Source organism: Allobosea sp. 05T422_2 (genome assembly GCF_056396265.1).
The window spans coordinates 23,087-43,897 of record NZ_JBFTLD010000023.1 but is presented as its reverse complement, the minus strand read 5'-3'; the positions used below and the strand labels follow the sequence as shown (position 1 = coordinate 43,897).

The following is a 20,811-nucleotide window of genomic DNA, read 5'->3' as shown; positions in this document are numbered from 1 at the left end:
CGGTCATTTGTGGCGATCAGCGGCCAGAGGAAGGCGGTCCAATTGCCGAGGAAGGTGAAGATCGCCAGGGCCGACAGCGCCGGCGTCACCAGCGGCAAAGCCACCTTCCACCAGATCGCGAATTCGCCGAGCCCATCGATACGCGCGGCATGGATGTAGTCGTCGGGCACGCCGGCGAAGAACTGCCGCATCAGGAAGACGCCGAAGCCGGTCATCAGTCCGGGAAACATGATGCCCCAATAGCTGTTCAGCCAGCCGAAATTCTTGGCCATCAGATACCAGGGCACTACCAGCATCTCGGTCGGGATCATCAGCGTCGTCAGGATGGCGATGAACACCACCTCGCGGCCGCGGAACTTGAACTTGGCGAGCGTGTAGCCGATCAGCGAATCGAAGAAGAGCACGGACAGGGTGACGAGGAGGCTCGTCACCAGCGAGTTGACGAACCACAGGCCGAAGCGCGTGTTCTTGAAGATATAAACGTAGTTCTCGAAGGTCGGTTCGCGCGKGATGATGTTGAGTTCATAGACCTCGTTGGAGAGCTTCAGCGAGGTTGCGACCATGTAGAGCAGCGGCATCATCATCGCGATGGCGCCCATGGCGAGGAGCGTCCAGGCGAGCACCTGGCCGGGACGAGCGGCGAGTTGCAGCCGCCAGTTCGGCATCGGGGACGCGGCGGAGGTTGCCGTGCTCATGATTTCTCCCGCATCAGCCAGAGTTGGAGGAGGCTGACCGTCAGAAGGATCACGAACAGCACCAATGTCTGCGCCGCCGCATAGCCCATCTGATATGAACGGAAGGCGGTCTCATAGATGTAGAGCACCAGAGGCTTGGTGCTGTTCAGAGGTCCGCCGGCGCCGTTGTCGGTCATGTTGTAGACCGTGTCGAAGATGCGCAGGAAGCCGATCGACGAGATCACCACCAGGAAGACGATGGTGGGCTTGAGCAGGGGCAGGKTGATCTGGCGCAGGATCATCCATTTGCCCGCGCCGTCGATCCGCGCCGCCTCGTAATAGCTCGACGGAATGGCACGCAAGCCCGCCATGAACAGCACGATCTGGAAGCCGAGCCCGGCCCAGATCGCCGGCGTCAGCACTGCATAGAGCGCCTGCGTCGTCGAGCGCAGGAAGGGCTGCGCATCGAGCCCGACCGCGTTCAGCATGTTGTTGAGCAGCCCGATCGGTGGCGGCTGGTAGAACCAGCGCCAGACCCAGGCCATCGCGACTGTCGTCGTCAGGTGCGGGATGAAATAGCAGGCCCGGATCAGGCCATGCGCGAAGCGGACCTGATCGAGATAATAGGCGATGACGAAGGACAGGAGCAGGCTGAGCGGCGTGCCGACCATGAGGTAGATGAACGTGTTCTTGAAGGCGAGCCAGAACACCGGATCGCCCATCATCTTCCGGAAATTGTCGAGCCCGATGAAGACCGGTTTCGAGAGCAGGTTCCACTGCATGAAGGCGATGCCGAACGATTCCAGTGCCGGATAGAATCGGATCACCGCGAAGAATGCGATCGGCACGGCAAGGAACGCCCAGGCCGTGAGTGCCTGCTTCGTCTCGATCGTCAATCCCGCGTAGCCCCGCATTCGTCGCATCCCCGTTCCGGCGTCCCCGCTGTGTGTCGTCCGATTAAATCAAGTCCGTTGATTTAATACGAAGCCGGCGACATGATGCAAGCCCTGCTTCGCGCCAGGCCCACAGGCTCTGCATTTCAATCGGAAGGTTCGCGCCGCTCATGAGCGTATCCGGTCTCGCCCCGTTCGATCGCCGCGGCCATCATCGCCGCGTGGTGATCGAGGCGTTGAGGCGTTCCGGTGCAGCCTCGCGCGCGGAGATCGCCGCGGCGACCGGGCTCTCGGCCCAGACCGTCTCGACCGTGACTGACGAGCTGTGTCGCGAAGGACTGGTGAGCATCGTCGGCCGCCGCGCTTCGGCGCGCGGCCAGCCGCCAATCGATCTCGCGCTGGCGCTCGATGGCGGCTTTGCCGTCGGTGTGCAGGTCGAGCCTGGCCGCATGACCGGTATCCTCGTCGATCTCGGCGCCCATGTCCGGGCCGAGCGCAGCATCGATTGCGATACGGGGCGCCCCGATCTCGCCCTCCCGAGCCTGATTTCGCTGGTTGCCGAGTTGGTCGAGCAAGGCCGCATTGCGCGCGCCCGGCTCTGGGGCGTCGGCATCGCATTGCCGGGCCCGTTCGGTGATGTCGCGGAGAGCGAGCAGGACCCGCTAGCCATGGCGGCCTGGTCGCGGCTTCCGTTTCGCGAAGCCTTCTCTGCGGGGCTGAACCTGCCCGTCATCGTCGGCAACGACGCGACGGCTGCGGCAATCGGCGAGCATCTGCATGGAGTTGCGCGCGATCTGCGCAGCTTCGTCTATCTCTACCTTGCCGAAGGCATCGGTGGCGGCCTCTTCGTCGAGGGACAACCGGTGACCGGCGCCTTCGGCAATGCCGGCGAGATTGGCCGCATGATCGTCGGCCACGAGCCTGATCGGGGTGGGCTTGTGACGCTGGAGGCGCGTGCTTCGCTGCATGCGTTGCGTCGGATGCTGGGTGAGGCCGGCGTCGGGGATGCGGACAACTGTGCCGTTGAGCGTCTCTTCGACGGTCACGAGGCGATCGTCGCATGCTGGATCGCCGAGGCCGCGCGCCATTTGCGCATCGCCATCGCCAACATCGAGAACCTGCTCGATCCCGAGACTATCGTGATTGGTGGGCAGGTGCCGGAGCGGGTCCTGGCTGCGCTGATGCAGGCCATCGCGCCGCTGCCGGCCTCCGTCAGCCAGCGCAAGGGCCGACAGCAGCCGCGCTTGCTGACCGGGCGCGCTGGCCGCAATTCGCCGGCTCTCGGCGGCGCGACCTTGCCGTTGTTCAGTGGCCTGACGCCGCATCCGCGTGCGGCAAAACTGCCGAAACCGGCGCGTGCGGCGAGAGCATCGGAGCTAGGAAAAACCCGTCCGGCCAATGGCAGGCGGGATCTGGCGGCGGGGAGCTGAGGCCATGGTGCCGGCTTGTCCCGCAATCGAGATCGAACCGGCCAGCCTATTGGTGGAGCGGTTGGTAGGCGAGGGCGCCCGTCGCGGCGTCCTGTACGATCTGGCCGAAGGCCTCGGACTCGATGAAATGCCCGGCGGCAACGATCGCCCCGGTTCTGGCTGCATGTTCCGCCACGGCGCGGCGGCTCTGCCGCGCCTGATCCTGGTCGCGATCGGCACGATGGCACCACTCGGGAACCGCGATCTGGGCCGGGTTGTGCCAGCTGTCTCCGGCGATCAGGACGGGGCGGCCCGCACCTTCTATCAGGATCGCATGATGGCCGGCGGTATGTCCGGGAGCCGGCAGGAGCGAGGCGGTGATTTTGCCGCTGTCGAAGATCGGCAGTCCAGCCTCTGCGGCCTCGAGCCGACGGCTCTCGACGATGGGCGCGATGCTGCGCCGGAAGGCCGCGACATGGTGCGGCAGGGCGGCTTCCTCGCCCTGAGCCTGCCAGTGCGCGATCTCGGCTGCCGGCGCGAGATAGCGCGCCTGGCTGAAGCGGAGAGCGCCGGTCTCGTCGAGTGYCCAGCCGACATGGTCGAGATGGAAATGGCTGAAGACCACGAGCGAGACTGCGTTCGGATCGAGCCCAGCGGCCTTGAACTCCTCTGGCAGCCGGCCGCCGAGCCCGTCGAAATAGGGACTGGGGCCGGGGCCGAGGCCGGCATCGACCATGAGGATGCGGCCATCGCGGCAGAGCAGCGCGAAGACGCCGAAGCGCGTGTGGAACATCCCGCCGGGGAACCAGCGCGCCGTCAATTCAGGATGCGCCGCGAAATCGGCTTCGGGAAACGCATAGCGCGAAGCAGCCGGCGCTGGCGCGGCATCGGTCAGCGCAAACAGCGTTGCGCCATCGAGGTCCAGTCGCCGCATTTCAGTCTCCAGCCACAGATGCGGGCCGGCGCCCGCCTGTTCCACGCCTGCCATCCTTCACCAGGGACAACAAGGGAGAGTAGACCATGACGACAGACAACCAGGGCTTCCGCCTCAGCCGGCGCAGCTTCGCGACCGGGGCCGCGGCCGCCGGCCTGACCGTGGCGGCGCCGAGTGTGCTGCGTGCCCAGACCGTGCAGATCKAGTACTGGCAGTACTTCTTCAAGGAACGCGTCGAGGCGATGGATGCGCTCATCCAGCAGTTCGAGGCTGCCAATCCGGGCATCAAGGTCAAGYACACGCACTTCCCCTACGCCCAGTACCGGACCAAGACGGCGGCTGCCGTGCCGGCGGGCGAGGGACCCGATGTCCTGCAGCTCTTCTTCGGCTGGATGCGCGAATACGCCAAGTCGAAGCTGATCCAGCCGCTGCCGGCCGAGCATTTCAACGTCGCCGATATCGACAAGAACTATTTCGAGTTCGTCCGGATGATGCGGACGAACGAGGGATACTGGGCGCTTCCGACCGCCGTCCGCAGCCTCGGCCTGTTCTACAACAAGACGCTGCTGAGCAAGCCGGGCGCATCTGGTGGCAAGCCGCCGGTGACGCTTGACGACATGCTGAAGAACGCGCTGGCCGTCACCGAGCGCGACTCGCGTGGCAACATCACCACGGCCGGCGCGACCATCGGCATCCCGTCGCAGGACTACCATTGGTGGCGCGAGATCCTGCTGCGCCAGTTCGGCGGCAAGCCCTACTCGGACGATGGCCGCACCGTGACCTATGCCAACGACGCGGGGGCCGCCTCCTTCGGCTGGTATACCGATCTGCAGCGCAAGCATAAGGTCGCTGCGGCGGGCTTCCTCTCCGAGAGCCAGGCGGCCTTCAAGGCCGGCAAGGCGGCGCAGCATGTCGACGGTTCGTTCCGCCTCGGCACCTTCAAGAGCGCGCGTGGCTTCGACTGGGGCGTCTCGGAAATGCCGACCCATAACGGCATTGCCAGCAACTACGCCTCCTATTGGGTCAATGGCCTGGCGTCGAGCGCGACCGGAGCCAAGCGCGATGCAGCGCTCAAGTTCCTCGCCTTCATCACCACCAATGACGCGATGCAGCTCTGGTTCGAGAAGACCGGCGAGCTGCCGGCCAAGCCCGAGGTCGCACTGAGCGCCAAGAACCTGGCCGATCCGCTTTCCGGCCCGATGCTGGCTGGCCTCAAATACGCCCATGCCACCGATTTCGTGGCGGAAGAGGCTCAGGGCCAGATCTTCCAGGACATGCTCGACCGGGTGCTGCTGCAGAACCAGGATCCGCTCGCGGCCCTGAAGGAGGCTGCCGCTGCCGAGYAGAAGCTGATCGACGACTACTACAAGGCCTGATCCAAGGCTTTGGTCCAAATGTGCTGCCGCCCGGTTCTCCCGGGCGGCAGCGCTGATCTCAGGTCGCCGGCCGCGCGACGACGGGGACGTACTCGTCCAGATCCTCATCGGCGAAGTTCACGGTCCGGCCGAGTTCCGCCGAGCGATAGAGCGCCATCAGCATGTGCACGACGGCGACGCCGTCGGCAAAGGTCTCCTCCGGCATGGTGCCGCGCCGGAACGCCTCGACGAAATGCCGGTTCTCCAGCGTGTAGCCATAGACGCCGGCTTCGTCCTCCAGCACGGGCATCAGGCCGTGCTCGGCATTCTGCTTCTCGACCAGGTCCTCGCCGCTTGCGCCGCTGACCGCGCGCGAGAAGAAGATCTTCAGTCCCGTGTTCAGCGAGCTGAACTCCATCGCATATTCCGGCCCGAGCAGTTCGAGCGTGATCCTGAGGCCGGGGCCGACATAGGCCCATGACGTCGTCGCCTCGATCATCAGCTCGTTGCCGTCGGGGTCCCGCAGCGTGATCAGCCCGCGTGCAAAATCCTCCGACGGCCGCTTRGCATAGTCGACCTCAGGGCCCATCCCAGCCTTGAGCTGCTTGACATAGGCCGGCCGGTTCCATTTCAGCGTCGCGACGGTGGCATTGGCGGAGACCAGGGTCAGCGCATCGCGGGGCTCGCCCGGCGCGGTCAGCAGATGGCGGGCGACCTCGACGCTGTGGCACATCATGTCCGAGAGCACGCCGCCGCCCTGCTTCTCGCCCTGCCAGAACCAGGGTTCGTGCGGGCCGCTATGTTCTTCGGCGGCGCGCGCGATATAGGGCCGACCGGCGCCGGGCACGGCGCGACGCCAGATGATCTCGCGCCCGCGCTGCACCGCCGTCGAGAACAGCTGGTTCTCGAGATAGCCGTGCAGCAGCCTGGCATCCTCGGCCAGCCTCAGCATCTCGCGCGCCTCGCGCAGTGTCCGGCCCAGAGGCTTCTCGCAGGCGATGGCGCGCAGGCGGGACCGGCCGGACGTTACCGCCGCGTGGATCTCGCGCATCGTCTCGACGCGCGTGTGGTTCGGGCTCAGCAGCCAGATCGCGTCGATCTCGCCGGAGGTCAGCATGGCCTCGAGGCTGGCGAACGCCTTGCAGGGGCCAAGATCGAGTTCGTTCGCCCGCGCCGCGAGGGCCGCGCGGCGTTCCGCGCGCGGCGAGTAGACCCCGGTGACCGCGACATTGCGGACTCCCATCAGCGCCGTCAGATGGAAATGCGCGATGAAGCCGGAGCCGACGAAGCCGATCCGCAGGGTGGGAAGCAGGGAGTGATCGGGCATGGCCACCTCGTGATCAGTCGCGCGGGTTGAGAACGTCATTGAGCGCATCGCCAAGCAGGTTGAAGCCGATCACGACGACGACGATCGCGAGCCCGGGCCAGATCGCCATCCAGGGGGCCTCCACCAGGAATTGCCGCGCGGCGTCGAGCATKCTGCCCCAGGATGGGTCGGGGGGCGCCTGGCCAAGGCCGAGAAAGGCGAGGCTCGCCTCCGCCAGCACAGCGATCGCCGTGGTCAGCGTTGCCTGCACGACGAGCGGCGGCATGATGTTGGGCAGGATATGCGAGATGATGACCTTGCGATGCGACGCGCCGAGCGAGACCACCGCGCTGACATAGTCTTCTTCCCGCACGATCAGGGTCTGCCCGCGCGCGAGCCGCACGAAGATCGGCATCGCCGAGATGCCGATGGCGATCATGGCGTTCTGCAGGCTTGGGCCGAGGAAGGCGGCAAGCGCGATCGCCAGAACCAGGAACGGACAGGCGAGCAGCGCGTCGGTCAGGCGCGAGATCACGATGTCGACGACACCGCCGAAATATCCGGCGATCAGGCCGAAGGGCACGCCGAAGACCAGTGCGATCGCCACCGAGAGGAAGCCGGCCGCGAGCGAGGCCCTCGCGCCGAAGATGATGCGCGACAGGACGTCCCGGCCCAGATCGTCGGTGCCGAAGGGGTGGGCGAGTGTCGGGCCGAGCCGGATCGTCGACCAGTCCGAGGCATTGGGATCGTAGGGGGCGACCCAGGGGGCGAAGACGGCCATCAGCGCGAAGACGAGCACGATGCCACCGCCGATCAGCGCCGAAGGCTCGCGCAGCAGGMGCTCCCACCCCGTACGGGTCCGCACCGGGACAGAGGGCCCAATGATCTCGACCTGGCTCATCCGCGCAGCTTCGGATTGAGCGCCGCATAGGCGATGTCGGCGAGAAGGCTCATCAGCAGGAAGAAACCGGCCGCACACATCACCACGGCCTGGACCACGGCGTAGTCGCGGCTGAAGACGCCGTCGACGATCATCTTGCCGAAGCCGGGAATACCGAAGACCTGTTCCGTCAGCACGGCGCCGGAGAGGAGCTGCCCGAATTGCAGCGTGCCAAGGGTGACGACCGGGATCAGTCCGTTGCGCAGCGCATGGCGGACCACGACGACATGTTCGCTGAGGCCTTTGGCGCGCGCCGTGCGGACGAAATCCTGCTTCAGCACGGTCAACATCGAGCTGCGGGTATGGCGCATGATGATGGCGMCGGAGGCGGCGCCGAGCACGAGGCTCGGCATGGCCATGGTCTTCAGGTTGCCGAGCGGACTTTCGAAGAAGGGGACGTAGCCGCCTGACGGCAGCCAGCCGAGCGAGACCGAGAACAGCAGGATCAGCATGATCCCGAGCCAGAAGCTCGGGATCGAGAGGCCGGCGAGGCCGAACAGGCTGACGGCGTGGTCGAGCACCGAACCGCGCCACAGGGCGGCGATGATTCCGGCCGGGATTCCGATCGCGACCGCGATCAGCATCGAGAGCGTCGCGAGTTCGATCGTGACCGGCAGTTTCTCTGCGATCATCGTGCCGATCGGCAGTCGGGTTCGGATCGAGAGACCGAAATCGCCCTGCACGAAGGCGCTCAGCCAGCTCCAGTATTGCACCGGCAGGGGCTGGTCGAACTGGTACTTGGCGCGGAGGTACGCGATGATCTCGGGGCTGCGATCCTCGCCGGCGAGTGCGAGCGCGGGGTCGCCGGGCAACAGTTTCTGCAGCCCGAATACCAGGATCGAGACCAGCAGCAGCGTCGGCACCGCGACGGCCAGACGCCCCGCCAGGAAGTTGATCATTCCGCGCCCCTCTCGGCCGCCGGCACGTGCCTCACGGCGCCGGCTTGACGCCCTTCAGCCGCAGCAACCCGTCGGGATACACGCTGAGGCCGCCGACATTGGCGCGCGCCGCGAAGAACCAGTTCGGATGATAAAGCGGGATGCTGGGCAGGTCGGCGAGATAAAGGCCGGTGGCCTTCTCATAGAGCGCCTTGCGCTTGCCGGCGTCACCCTCGGCACGGGCGTTGTTCAGGACGGTTTCGAGATCGCGGTTGCAGTATTTGTTGAAATTCTGCCCGCCGGCGCAGGAGAAGAAGGCGTAGAGGGTCGGATCCGGATCGCCGCGCCCGCTCCAGTTGCCGATATAGACCTCGAAATTGCCCGCGAGATAGCGCTGGATCGCACTCGCCGTTTCGAGCGGCAGAAGCTTGACGTCGAAGCCCGCCTCCTTGGCCATGGATTGCACGATCTGTGCGACGCGCGCATCCGTGAGGGCGTTCTCGAAGGTGATCTCGACCGGCACGCTGGTCACTCCGGCCTGCGCCATCAGGGCCTTGGCCGCGGCGACGTCACGGGCCGGAACCGGATGCGCCTTCGAATGGAACGGGTCCGAGGGCGGGATCATCTGGTTGTCGGCGGTGTATTCACCGTTGAAGGCAACGCGGTTGATGATGGCSCGATCGAGCGAGAGCTCGAAGGCCTTGCGCAGCCGGGCATCCTTCGCCAGGGGGCCGTTGGCCTTCTCGCCATTGCCGAGATTGACCATCAGATGCGAGACGGCGAGACCGGGCGCGCCGTGCAGCTTGAGGCTCTTGTCGTCACGCACGGTCTTGAGATCGGTCGGTGCGACGCGCTCGACGAGATCGAGATCGCCGGCCCGAACGCGCGACAGGCGAACGGTTGAATCCGGCACGTAATAATAGGCCACGCTGTCATAGCCGTAATTGGCGGCGTCCCAGTAATCTGCGAACTTCGTCAGCTTGATCAGGTCGCGCGCCTTGCGCTCGACGAACTTGTAGGGTCCCGCACAGACAGGCGCGTTGGCGAAGTCGTCCTTCGCACCGGCCGCAGGCGAGACCATCATGCCGGCGCGGTCGCTGAGCACGGAGAGCAGGGGGGCGAAAGGCTCCTTGAGCGTCAGGCGCACCTGATCGGGGGCCACGACCTCGACGCCAGCCACCGCTGAAAGCTCGGCCTTCCGGCGAGAGTCCTTCATCGTCAGCATGCGCTCGATGTTGAACTTCACGGCCTCCGCATCGAAGCTGGTGCCGTCGTGGAACTTCACGCCTGGGCGGAGCTTGAAGGTGATCGCCTTCTGATCCGGCGCCCATTCCCAGCTCTGGGCGAGTTGCGGTGCGATCGTCAGGTCAGGCGCAATATCGACGAGCTTGTCGCACATGGCCGCGAAGACGAAGCGGCCGGCATAGGTCCCGCTCGTCGCCGGGTCGAGCGCATCGGGGTCGTCCTGGATGCCGACCCGCAGATTGGTGCCCTGGGCTGAAGCGGCAACTGCAGCGCCTGCCAGACTGGCTGCGAGCGCAGCGGCAAAAACCAATGGTCTAGAATTTCGCATGATCCAGCCTCCCGAGCCGTCTCGTCACCAGCTGCCGCCGAGGCGGCGCCGTCTTGAGCGTGATGCTGACGGGAATGCATGCACGTGCTCTCGAGTTTGTAAAGACACCTGACGAACAATGCCGCTCGGCAAGAGGATTTAGTCGCATCTTGCATGTGCGAGATTGACAATTGGCAAGAACGATCCGTTATTAGTTCGCATGGTTGACGAATTGACGGATGAACCGCCTCGCGCAGAGGCTTACTCCACGCCGGTTGCGCGCCAGATGTCGGTGCGCTCGGTGATTGAGGCCGTGCTGCATCGCGGCCCGATTTCACGTGCCGAGCTGGCCCGCATCACCGGCCTGTCGAAGCAGACGACCTCCGAGGTCGTGCGCGCGCTGGAGGATAGCGGCTGGCTGCGTGTGCGTGGGCAGACGCAGGGCGCGGTGGGACGAAGTGCCGTGACCTACGAGATCCAGCAGGACGCCGCTTTCGTGCTCGGCGTGGATCTCGGGGGCACCAAGATCCACGCCGCGCTTGCCAATGTGGTCGGTACGATCGTCGCGGAAGAGATGGAGCCGACGGATTCGCGCGGCGGCCTTGCGGTGGTAGAACAGATCGGCGCGCTGGCTGAGCGGCTGGCGCGCAAGGCCGGCCTCGCTCCGGGCGGCCTGCGCTGCGCCGCCATGGGCAGTCCGGGCGTCGTCGATCCACGCTCGGGCAAGATCGAGATCGCGCCCAACATCCCCGGCTTCGACCGCATCCGGGTGGCGGACGAGCTCGAGCGCCGTCTCGGCTGTGCCGTGGTGATCGAGAATGACGTCAATCTCGCAGCGATGGGCGAGCAATGGCAGGGCTGCTGCAAGGACGTCCGCAACTTCGCCTTCATCGCGATGGGCACCGGCATCGGCATGGGCCTTGTTCTGGATGGGCGACTTGCCCGCGGCGCCAGCGGGGCTGCTGGCGAAATCGCCTTTCTGCCGGTTGGCGGCGATCCTTTCGACTCGCGCGGCCAGTTCCATGGCCCCTTTGAGACCGCGATCGGCAGCGTAGCCATCCTTCAGCGTTACCGCGGCTTTGGCGGTCGCATGGCGCAGGATGTGCGCGGTGTCTTCGCGCAGCTCGCCCAGGGCGAAGAGGCCGCCATCGCGACACTCGACGAGACGGCGCGCGTCATGGTCCAGGGCATGATGGCGATCCGCGCCGTGGTCGACCCTGAACTGATTGTGCTCGGCGGCAGCATTGGCGTGCGCGAAGAACTGATCTCGCGACTGCGTACGCTCGTAGCCCGGCATCTCGGGGGAGCCCTGCGGATCGAGCCGAGCGCGCTTGGCAGCCGCGCGACGCTTGTCGGAGCCGTCGGCACGGCGCTGTCACGAATCCATGACAGCCTGTTCGGCCTGACCAGCCTCCAGAGCGACTTCGCTCTCCCCGTCGGGAAGGCGACCGAGACAGCATGAACGCCCATGTCACTGCCCCCGGCCTCGTCGTGCTCGACGATGCCGCTACCGTTGCCGCGGATGTCGCGAACAGGATCGTGGCGGAACTCTTGTCGCGGCCTTCGACCGTGCTTGGCCTGGCGACAGGCGAGACGATGCGCCCGGTCTACGGCGAGTTGGTTGCGGCCTATCGCGCCGGGCGGGTCTCCTTTGCCGCGAGCACAAGCTTCAATCTCGACGATTATGTCGGCGTGCCGCCGCAGCACCCGGCCTCGTTCCCGCGTTTCATGAATGAGACGCTGTTCGACAAGGTCGATGCCGATCGCTCCCGCACCTTCATGCCAGACGGCAATGCGTTCGATCTCGCTCGTGAGGCGGCAGCCTATGAAGCCGCTATCGCGGCGGCCGGCGGCATCGACCTGCAGCTGCTGGGCATCGGCTCCAACGGCCATATCGCCTTCAACGAACCCGGTTCGGATTTTACCTCGCGTACGCGCCAGGTCGCGCTCGCGGCCTCGACTCAGGAAGCGAACCAGGGGCCCTTCGACGGAAGCGAAACGGTGCCGGAATTCGGCATCACCATGGGGATCGGGACGATTCTGGAGGCGGGCCGGATCATCCTGATCGCTACCGGAGCGGGGAAGGCGGCGGCGGTGGCCCGCGCGGTCAAGGGGCCCCTCGATCCTGCCTGCCCTGCGTCGATCCTCAGGACACATCGCGCCGCGATCATGATATGCGACCGCGCAGCAGCAGCCGGTTTGAGCTGACGACAAAGGGAAGAGACGACCATGTTCGGGACGCGGGATTTCACCAGACCGGGGCGTTCGCTGGCGGTGGCAGAGAACGGGATGGCGGCGACCTCCCACCCCGCGGCCACATTGGCGGCGCTTGGCATCCTGAAGGCGGGCGGTAATGCGATCGATGCGGCGATCGCCGCCGTGGCGATGCAGGGCGTCATCGACCCCCATATGACCGGCATCGGCGGTGACTGTTTCGCGATCTACGCTCAGCCCGGCAAGGCGCCGATCGCGCTCAATGGCTCCGGGCGTGCACCCGCGGCGGCGACGCTGGCTTGGTTCCGCGAGCAGGGCATGACCTCGATTGCCGATAACTCACCCCATGCCGTGACGGTTCCAGGCGCGGCCGATGCCTGGTGCCGGCTCTCGGCCGACCATGGCCGCCTCAGCCTGGAGGAAGTGCTGCAGCCCGCCATCAAGGCGGCGGAGGACGGCTTCCTGGTGACCCCGCGCGTCGCCCATGACTGGGCGATCTACGCCAATCGCCTGCGTAAATATGAAGGTGCGGCCGCTGTCTATTTGCCGGGCGGCGAAGCCCCCCGCGTCGGCGATCGCATGACCCATCCCGCGCTCGGGCGGACGCTGCGCCGGCTCGGCCAGCACGGACGCGACGCCTTCTATCGCGGGCCAGTGGCGGACGAGATCGTTTCCGTCCTCAATCGCAACGGCGCTCTGCATGTCGCGGATGACTTCGTCKGCCAGACCTCCGACTATGTCGAGCCGATTTCAGCCGAATATCGTGGCTATCGCCTGCACGAGTGCCCGCCGAACGGCCAGGGGCTGACGGCACTGATCATCGCCCGCATCCTCGAGGGTTTCGATCTCGCCGAGGGGCGCGTCAGCGAGGCCGATCGTATCCATCTGCTGGCGGAGGCGACGAAGGCTGCCTATCACCAGCGCGACCTGCTCGTTGCCGATCCGGCCTTTGCGCCTGTCGATGTGCAGCAGGTTCTGTCGGATGCCTTCATCGGCCGCCTGCGCGACCGGATCGACATGAAGCGGGCGCAGCCCGCCGTCGACGACGACATGCCGGTGCATCGCGACACGGTCTATCTCACCGTGGTCGATCGCGATCGTAACGCCGTCTCCTTCATCAATTCGTTGTTCTGGGCCTTCGGCAGCGGCATCTATGCGCCTGAATCCGGTGTGATGCTGCAGAACCGTGGCGCCGGCTTCCGGTTGATCGAGGGCCATCCCAACGCGATCGCGCCGCGCAAGCGCCCGCTCCACACCATCATCCCGGCGCTGCTGACCAAGGATGGCCGCACCCAGATGACCTATGGCGTGATGGGCGGCCAGTATCAGGCGACCGGCCACGCGCATGTCCTGTCTTCGATGCTCGATCGTGGCGACGACCCGCAGCAGGCGGCCGACCGCCCGCGCAGCTTCGTCGCCGAGGGCAAGCTCACGGTCGAGTCGACGATCGGCCCCGAGATCCGCGCCGATCTCGCCGCGCGCGGCCATGATGTCTCGGTGCTGCCCGAGCCGACCGGCGGCTGCCAGGCCATCTGGATCGACGAGGCGCGGGGCGTCCTGCTCGGCGGCTCCGATCAGCGCAAGGACGGCATGGCGCTCGGCTACTGAGCCTGGCGCCGGCACACCGAGCCCGCTCGGCGTATGATATGAACAGGGCCCGCCTGGCACAGGCGGGCCGCTTTGCGAGAGCTGTCTATCGCTTTGTAAGAGCTGCCTATCGCGGTCTCGGCCCGATATCCGGCATGGACGGTGGCCGTGTGCTGCGCTCGGAGCCGAGGCTTGCCGCCGGCGGCTTTTTCAACAGCCGCACAGCGAGATAGCCGACGAGGCCGGCCGATAGCAGGCCGATATAGGCCAGCAACGCCTGCGGCCCGAACACTTGCATGAACCCGGTGGCGACGATCGGGCCGATGGCTGCGCCCGTTCCCCAGAGGAAGAGCAGCCCGGCCGAAAGGCCGACCGCCTGATCCTGCCCCAGCCTGAGATAGGCATGCGTGACCGCGACGGTGTAGAGCGCAACGCTGCAGCCCCCGATCAGCGCGAAGAGGGTGTAGGACCAGAGCTTGGCGTGCGGAGCATTGGCGAAGAGCACGGCGCCGAGCGCTGCGGCAGCGAGCGTCACGATCGTTGCCGCGCCCAGCATGATGATGCGGCTGTCGATCCGGTCGGCCATCAGGCCGATCGGCCATTGCAGGATCAGCGCGCCGATCTGGATCGAGGCGGTCAGCAGGATGGCCGATTGCTGGTCGAGACCGATGAGGATGCCATAGGCCGGGGCGACATTGGTCAGCACCCCGCCCATCAATCCGACGTAAAGACAACCGACGACGGCAGCCGGGGCCTGGAGCCAGAGCGTCTTCAGCTTGACCGAGACGAGCTCGTGCGATTCCGGGGCTCTCGTGCGCGTCAGCCCGACCGGGATGAGCGCCAGCGAAAAAGCGGCGCTCGCGATCAGGAAGATGTCGTGGGATTCGATGGCGACATAGCCGATCCCGATCTGCGAGCCGAYCAGTGCGAGGCGATTGAGGATCTGGTAGGCGCCGAAAATCCGGCCGCGATGGCTCGAAGGCGCCTGTCCGCTGATCCAGCTTTCGATGCAGATGCCGTGCCCGGCTGCGGCCACGCCCATGATGAAGCGCGAGACGCCCCACCATTCCACCGGCATGGCCGGAAAGCTCAGCGCAAGCACCGATTGCACCGCGGCAAAGACCGCAAAGCCACGGATATGGCCGATCCGCCGGATCAGCGAGGGGATAGCGAAACAGCCGAGCAGGAAGCCGAGCGAATAGGCGGAACCGACGATGCCGATGAGGAGAGGAGGCTGCTTTTCGACCGCCAGGCGCAGGGGTACGACCGTGTGAATGATCGTGCTTGCGATCTGCAGGATCAGGGCACCGGTGACGATCGCACCGAGGGCTGCGACAGAGCCGGTCTGGCTTTTCTCCGTCACCGGCCTGTCCACCCGTCGGCGAGCCGCTCGTMGCGGAGCTGGGGCAGCGAAGACCTGGCGGCCGGGGCKAGGATCCTCATCGAACTATTTTCGTCAGGCGGGCTGATTCGGGGTGAGCGCCGGAGATGAATAGCATCGTGACCGATGCTTCGCTTAGGAAAACTGTTTCCGAGGGCGGGATTATTCCCTTGTCGGCTCGCCCGACGCTAAGCGCGCAGCCCCTTTGCCAGAAACGAGACGACCGCGCGGACGCCGGGGAGCTGCCCGCGCCGATGTGTCGTCAGGATCGAGGTCGTGACCGTGCCGGCTGTCCAGTCCGGCAGGACGCGCATGATTTCGCCGGCATCGATGGCCCTTCGGCAGGCGACCTCCGGCAGGCATGCGATCCCAAGCCCGGCCTTGGCAGCTCCGAGCAATATCTGCGTTTCGTCGGCGATGAAGCGCCCGAAGGGCGCGGCGAGCACCTCCTGGCCTGCGCTGTCGTGCAGTCGCCAGATCTTGGCGGAGGGGGAGACCAGGAGCCCGTCATGCACACTGAGATCGCCTGGCACGGCAGGAGCGCTCCGCTGGCTGAGATAGCCCGGAGACGCCACCAGTATGATGGTCACCGTGGCGACCTGCAACTGCACGAGCCCCGAATCCGGCAGTGGCGCGAAATGGCTGCGCACCGCGATGTCAAATCCCTCCTGGGCCAGGTCGACGAAGCGATCGGTGGCATGAAGCTGCACCGTCAGCTTCGGATAGGCTGCCACAAGCGCCGGTAGGCGTTCCGCCAGGTAGAGCTGCGCTGTCGGGACCGATGTCGTGACCCGCACGGTGCCGCTGGGCTCGGCCTGGCGCCGGCGGACGATGCTCTCGGCGGCTTCCGCCTCGATCAGCGAGGCGCGCGCGTGCTCGTAGAAGTCCCGCCCGAGTTCAGTCAGCGTGAAGCTGCGCGATGTCCGGTGAATCAACCGTGTGGCGAGACTGGCTTCAAGCACGGCGACGCGCTTGCTGATCGTCGATTTGGGCATGCCGAGGCGGCGTGACGCCGACGCGAAGCCGCCGCTGTCGACGGCCTGGACGAAGAGATGAAGGTCGTTGAGGTTGAGCATGGGGCGATTTCATCATCCACCGCTGTGGACTTTCGGCTCTGGTATGAGCGATTGCCGCCGCAAGGTCCATGAACTCATCGCAGGCGAGCCAGGGAATAGCGCCCCAGGACTGGCTCATTTGCTTCGGTTTTCCGTCGAATGATGCTTGCGAAGCGGCCCTTCTCTGCCCATTTTGCCGTGCTCATGCCGGCGCTTCCCCGGGGTGTCGAACTTCGGGCACAGAACTTCGAATGGGGAGGCTGCGGATGCGCCCGATCCTGTCGCTACGATCCTATCCGCCACATGAAACGGAGCACGCGCACGACTGGCATCAGATTGTCGTGCCCGTCGATGGCACCATGCAGATGCGCATCGCGGGGCAGGATGGCATCGTCGATGACAGCAGCTTCGTGATCGTCGCCTCGCAGGCGCGCCACCGTTTCACGACCCCGCATCATGGCCATTTCGTCGTGCTCGATGTTCCGACCGGAGCGGGCTTCTTTGGCCTGCCGGATCGCCTCGTCCACCAGGCGGAGGGGCAGCCATTTCACCCCCTCGACGCCGGATTGCGGCATCTCGCGCATTACATCGCCCATGATGCGGCGGCGCCTGCGCGCCGATCGGACCTGCTTGATCGGCTCGGCGGCATGTTGCTCGAGGCGGTGGCGGAACGGTCCGGCGATCGGCTGCATTGGCCGCCAGCGCTGGAGCGTGCGGTCTCGCTGCTCGGTCATGGCTATGATGCGACGCTGACCGTCCAGCAGCTGGCAGTCGCCGCCGGCGTGTCGGTCAGTGGCTTGCATGCGCTGTTCCAGCGTTGGATCGGTATGTCGCCGGGGCGCTATCTCGCCGATCTGCGCCTGCGGGAAGCCGAACAACTGATCCGTGAAACCCGGCGTCCGCTTGCCGAGATCGCGCTTGCAGTCGGGTTCAGCGATCAAAGTGCGCTGACGCGAAGCCTGCGTCGTCGGCGCTCGACCACTCCCGCGGCATTGCGACGTGGAGATTGAGCCCAAAGGTTTGGAAATCGGGACAAGAGCGGGAATCGCCGCCGGTCTATGACCGTCACCAGAGAGATGATGGAGACGGCCCATGAAGCTGCGTGATTTCACCACCCTGACCTTCGATGTTTACGGCACCCTGATCGACTGGGAGTCCGGTCTGCTGGCGCAATTGCAGCCTTGGCTGAACGCCAGGGGGATTGTCGTCCGTGACGAAGACCTGCTCGCCGAGTTTGCCCGGCTCGAAAGCCAGTGGGAGGCTGAACAGCCGCGGCTGCTTTATCCCGAGATTCTGGAGCGCGTGCATGGCGACCTCGCCAGGCATTTCGGCACGCCGCCTGATCAGCTGGCGGCCCGGGAATTCGGTGCTTCGGTCGGGAACTGGCCGGCCTTCCCCGATAGTCGCGAGGCTCTGCAATATCTGGCCAGGCACTATCGCCTTGTCGTGCTCTCCAATGTCGACCGCGCGAGCCTTGGCCGCAGTGCGGCCTTGCTCGGCACGGAGTTCGACCTCCGGTTCACCGCGCAGGATATCGGCTCCTACAAGCCATCGCTCGCCAATTTCGAGTACATGCTGGCCCATGTCGGCGAGGACAAGGGCAAGATCCTCCACGTGGCGCAAAGCCTGTTCCACGACCACGTGCCGGCCAGCGCAATGGGGATCAGCAGTGCCTGGATCGACCGCCGTCACGACAAGGGGGGCGGAGGCGCAACGCTGCCAYCGAAGGATATGCCGCGCCCAGCCTGGACCTTCCGGAGCTTGGCTGAATTCTGCGAGGCGCATGCTGCGGAGCGGTGAGGGGCAGGCTTGACCTTCCCACAATGGAAGGTTGCACGATGCCGCCGCTATCGCGGCCGGATTGTGCAAAGGAATATCATGGCGAATGCCCCGAAGGAGACGTCTCACGGTGGTCACGAGGCCCATGTGGGCCATGCCGCCCACCATGGTAACCACGGACATGGTGCCCATGTCGGGCACCAGGATGCCGGGAAGACGAATGAGGGGCAGGTCAAGGATCCGGTCTGCGGGATGGCGGTCGATCCCCACGAGACGACACACCGCGCGCAGCACGGAGGGCGGCCCTATTATTTCTGCTCCTCTGGCTGCCAGTCGAAATTCGAGGCTGACCCGGCTCGTTACGTCGATCCAGAGCTAGCCGCGGCAACCGATACCGCGCCGGAGGGGGCGACCTACACCTGCCCGATGCATCCCGAGATCAGGCAGATCGGGCCGGGTTCCTGCCCGATCTGCGGCATGGCGCTCGAACCGGTTCTGATGACTGCTGAAGCACAGCCCAATGCCGAGCTGGTCGACATGAGCCGGCGCTTCTGGATCGGCCTCGTTCTCGCCCTCCCGGTCGCGATCCTGGAAATGGGTGGGCATCTGCTCGACCTTGACCACCTGATTCCGCGTCACCTCTCCAACTGGATCCAGCTCGCCCTGGCGACGCCGGTGGTGCTGTGGGCTGGCTGGCCGTTCTTCGAGCGCGGCTGGCATTCGCTGGTCAGCCGCAACCTCAACATGTTCACGCTGATTGCGATGGGAACGGGCGTTGCCTGGGTCTACAGCGTCGTGGCGACGTTGATGCCCGGGATCTTCCCGCCGGCCTTCCGCGGGCATGACGGCTCGGTCGCAGTTTATTTCGAGGCCGCGGCTGTCATCACGGTGCTGGTCTTGCTCGGGCAGGTGCTCGAGCTGCGCGCGCGGGAAAGCACGGGCGGCGCCATTCGCGCCCTTCTCGATCTTGCTCCCAAGACGGCCCGGCGTCTGAATGCCGACGGCTCCGAGGAGGAGATCCAGCTCGATACGGTGCAATTGGGGGATCGTCTGCGGGTTCGCCCTGGCGAGAAAGTGCCCGTGGACGGCGCAGTGGTCGATGGCCGCAGCGCTGTCGACGAATCCATGGTCACTGGCGAATCCATGCCCGTGACCAAGACTGTCGGCGACGCCGTGATCGGCGGCACGATGAACCAGTCCGGCGGCCTCGTCATCGAAGCGCAGAAGATCGGGCGCGACGCCATGCTGTCGCGGATCGTGTTGCTGGTCTCGGAAGCCCAGCGCAGCCGCGCGCCGATCCAGCGCCTGGCCGACCAGGTCTCTGGCTATTTCGTGCCGGCCGTCATCGCCATTGCCCTGCTCGCCTTTGCCGCCTGGGCCATCTGGGGGCCGGAGCCGCGCCTTGCCTTCGGGCTGGTGGCTGCGGTCTCGGTCCTGATCATCGCCTGCCCCTGTGCGCTCGGCCTTGCGACGCCGATGTCGATCATGGTCGGTGTCGGGCGAGGGGCCCGGGCCGGCGTGCTGATCAAGAATGCCGAGGCGCTTGAGCAGATGGAGAAGATCGACACGCTTGTCGTCGACAAGACCGGCACGCTCACCGAGGGGCGGCCGGCGGTCACCGCGATCCGGCCGGCTTCGGGATTTTCCGAGGCCGACATTCTGCGCCTTGCCGCCAGCGTGGAGCGGCCGAGCGAGCATCCCCTGGCGGTTGCGATCGTTGCATCTGCCGAAGCCAAGGGCGTTACGACGGCGGCCGTGACGGACTTCGATTCCCCGACCGGCAAGGGAGCGTTGGGAACGGTCGAGGGCCAGCGGATCGTGCTCGGCAATGATCGCTTCCTGGCCGAGCACGGCGTCGATGTGTCGGGCCTCGTCCAGATCGCGGACGACCTGCGCAGGGACGGTGCGACGGCGATTTTCATGGGCGTGGACGGCAAGCCCGCTGGCGTGATCGCCATTGCCGACCCGGTCAAGGCTTCGACGCCGGAGGCTCTGTCGGCGCTGCGGTCCGAGGGGATACGCGTCGTCATGCTCACCGGCGACAACCGTACCACGGCGCAAGCCGTGGCCCGCAGGCTCGGCATCACCGAGGTCGAGGCCGAGGTTCTCCCAGAGGACAAGAGCGCGGTCGTGGCGAAGCTCAAGCGGGAGGGGCGCGTGGTCGCGATGGCGGGCGACGGCGTCAATGACGCGCCGGCTCTGGCTGCAGCCGATGTCGGCATCGCGATGGGCTCCGGGACCGATGTCGCCATCGAGAGTGCCGGCGTCACATTGCTCCAGGGCGACATGACCGGGATCGTGCGTGCCCGGCGTCTGTCTGAGGCCACGATGCGCAATATCCGACAGAACCTGTTCTTCGCCTTCGTCTACAACGCGTTCGGGGTGCCGGTGGCGGCAGGCGTGCTCTATCCGATCTTCGGCTTGCTGTTGTCGCCGATCATCGCAGCGGCCGCGATGGCGTTGTCCTCGGTCAGCGTGATCGCCAATGCCGCGCGGCTGCGGGCGGTGAAGTTGTGACCGATGCGAGCCGGCCGCGGCCGTATCCCCGCTCCGGCTCGCTGGCGGCTTGCCGGTGGCGAGCGCCGAGAGGGCGCAGGAACACGGTCAGACATGTCCTCGGGCCGGAATGCGCCCGGACGGTGCGCCCATTCTTCGTCTTGGTTCGGATTTGAGTTCCTGACGCAGATCTGAGGGAAGCATCTCGTAGCGTCACTACAGCATTGCCTGCGTCAGTCGTTTGAGAGATGCTGTCATTGCGGTTTGGGATGGTCGCGTCGTTGTTGCCCCATCCCTGCCGGCCTGTCGCTTGGATGAGCAAGCCTGCCTTACCCGCAGAATGTGAGAGCGTTCTCGA

General features: G+C 65.9%; 17 protein-coding genes. 8 read left to right on the top strand and 9 right to left on the bottom strand.

The features are described 5' to 3' along the window. Together AC1DJT_RS06965 and AC1DJT_RS06960 are read right to left on the bottom strand one after the other, a co-directional pair. On the bottom strand, positions 1-695 hold a 695-nt coding region (locus AC1DJT_RS06965), incomplete at its 3' end, for a carbohydrate ABC transporter permease (RefSeq protein WP_476833791.1). Beyond that, positions 692-1,588 (bottom strand): carbohydrate ABC transporter permease, encoded by an 897-nt coding sequence (locus AC1DJT_RS06960; RefSeq protein WP_476833790.1) that lies wholly within the window; start codon positions 1,586-1,588, stop codon positions 692-694. The genes AC1DJT_RS06965 and AC1DJT_RS06960, both read right to left, overlap by 4 nt. 149 nt (positions 1,589-1,737) lie before the next feature. On the opposite strand from AC1DJT_RS06960, the gene AC1DJT_RS06955 reads away from it, so the two are divergent. Beyond that, the gene (locus tag AC1DJT_RS06955) at positions 1,738-2,997 is read left to right on the top strand and encodes an ROK family protein (RefSeq protein ID WP_441507829.1); all 1,260 of its coding nucleotides are present in this window, start codon (positions 1,738-1,740) and stop codon (positions 2,995-2,997) included. 46 nt (positions 2,998-3,043) lie between these two features. On the opposite strand, the gene AC1DJT_RS06950 is transcribed toward AC1DJT_RS06955, so the two are convergent. Beyond that, positions 3,044-3,910 carry an MBL fold metallo-hydrolase gene (locus AC1DJT_RS06950; RefSeq protein ID WP_476833789.1) on the bottom strand — a complete coding sequence of 289 codons (867 nt, stop codon included), beginning with the start codon at positions 3,908-3,910 and terminating at the stop codon, positions 3,044-3,046. An 86-nt stretch (positions 3,911-3,996) separates the two neighbouring features. On the opposite strand from AC1DJT_RS06950, the gene AC1DJT_RS06945 reads away from it, so the two are divergent. Then, the gene (locus tag AC1DJT_RS06945) at positions 3,997-5,286 is read left to right on the top strand and encodes an extracellular solute-binding protein (protein WP_476833788.1); all 1,290 of its coding nucleotides are present in this window, start codon (positions 3,997-3,999) and stop codon (positions 5,284-5,286) included. 58 nt (positions 5,287-5,344) lie between these two features. On the opposite strand, the gene AC1DJT_RS06940 is transcribed toward AC1DJT_RS06945, so the two are convergent. From AC1DJT_RS06940 to AC1DJT_RS06925, 4 genes are read right to left on the bottom strand one after another with little or no spacing between them, the layout of a single operon-like run. After that, the gene (locus AC1DJT_RS06940; protein WP_476770111.1) at positions 5,345-6,592 is read right to left on the bottom strand and encodes a Gfo/Idh/MocA family protein; all 1,248 of its coding nucleotides are present in this window, start codon (positions 6,590-6,592) and stop codon (positions 5,345-5,347) included. Positions 6,593-6,605: 13 nt separating this feature from the next. Further along, positions 6,606-7,472 (bottom strand): ABC transporter permease, encoded by an 867-nt coding sequence (locus tag AC1DJT_RS06935; protein ID WP_476833787.1) that lies wholly within the window; start codon positions 7,470-7,472, stop codon positions 6,606-6,608. After that, positions 7,469-8,410 carry an ABC transporter permease gene (locus AC1DJT_RS06930; protein ID WP_476833786.1) on the bottom strand — a complete coding sequence of 314 codons (942 nt, stop codon included), beginning with the start codon at positions 8,408-8,410 and terminating at the stop codon, positions 7,469-7,471. The genes AC1DJT_RS06935 and AC1DJT_RS06930 overlap by 4 nt, the downstream gene beginning before the upstream one ends. A 31-nt stretch (positions 8,411-8,441) precedes the next feature. Continuing rightward, positions 8,442-9,962, bottom strand: coding sequence for an ABC transporter substrate-binding protein (locus tag AC1DJT_RS06925; RefSeq protein WP_441507832.1), 1,521 nt, complete (start codon positions 9,960-9,962; stop codon positions 8,442-8,444). Between the two features lie 199 nt (positions 9,963-10,161). Here AC1DJT_RS06925 and AC1DJT_RS06920 point away from each other — a divergent pair, with 199 nt between their 5' ends. From AC1DJT_RS06920 to ggt, 3 genes are read left to right on the top strand one after another with little or no spacing between them, the layout of a single operon-like run. Beyond that, on the top strand, positions 10,162-11,403 hold the full coding sequence (locus AC1DJT_RS06920) for an ROK family transcriptional regulator (RefSeq protein WP_441490498.1): 1,242 nt from the start codon (positions 10,162-10,164) through the stop codon (positions 11,401-11,403). Further along, entirely contained in the window at positions 11,400-12,149 is a 750-nt protein-coding gene (gene nagB / locus AC1DJT_RS06915) for a glucosamine-6-phosphate deaminase (RefSeq protein WP_441507833.1), read from the top strand. Before AC1DJT_RS06920 ends, nagB begins: the two co-directional genes overlap by 4 nt. A gap of 21 nt (positions 12,150-12,170) precedes the next feature. Continuing rightward, positions 12,171-13,763, top strand: a complete 1,593-nt coding sequence (ggt, locus tag AC1DJT_RS06910) for a gamma-glutamyltransferase (protein ID WP_476833785.1) — start codon at positions 12,171-12,173, stop codon at positions 13,761-13,763. 106 nt (positions 13,764-13,869) lie between these two features. Here ggt and AC1DJT_RS06905 read toward each other — a convergent pair whose 3' ends face one another. After that, positions 13,870-15,105, bottom strand: coding sequence for an MFS transporter (locus AC1DJT_RS06905; RefSeq protein WP_476833784.1), 1,236 nt, complete (start codon positions 15,103-15,105; stop codon positions 13,870-13,872). A gap of 206 nt (positions 15,106-15,311) precedes the next feature. Further along, positions 15,312-16,199: a LysR substrate-binding domain-containing protein gene (locus tag AC1DJT_RS06900; RefSeq protein WP_441507835.1), complete on the bottom strand. Its 888-nt coding sequence runs from the start codon at positions 16,197-16,199 to the stop codon at positions 15,312-15,314. Positions 16,200-16,444: 245 nt separating this feature from the next. Here AC1DJT_RS06900 and AC1DJT_RS06895 point away from each other — a divergent pair, with 245 nt between their 5' ends. The 3 genes from AC1DJT_RS06895 to AC1DJT_RS06885 all read left to right on the top strand — a co-directional run bounded on the left by AC1DJT_RS06895 (position 16,445) and on the right by AC1DJT_RS06885 (position 20,474). Beyond that, complete coding sequence (locus tag AC1DJT_RS06895) at positions 16,445-17,188, top strand: helix-turn-helix transcriptional regulator (protein ID WP_441507836.1); 744 nt, start codon at positions 16,445-16,447, stop codon at positions 17,186-17,188. Between the two features lie 82 nt (positions 17,189-17,270). Beyond that, positions 17,271-17,978 (top strand): HAD-IA family hydrolase, encoded by a 708-nt coding sequence (locus AC1DJT_RS06890; RefSeq protein ID WP_476833783.1) that lies wholly within the window; start codon positions 17,271-17,273, stop codon positions 17,976-17,978. A gap of 78 nt (positions 17,979-18,056) precedes the next feature. Then, positions 18,057-20,474 (top strand): heavy metal translocating P-type ATPase, encoded by a 2,418-nt coding sequence (locus AC1DJT_RS06885; protein WP_476768636.1) that lies wholly within the window; start codon positions 18,057-18,059, stop codon positions 20,472-20,474. The last annotated feature ends 337 nt before the right edge of the window (positions 20,475-20,811 follow it).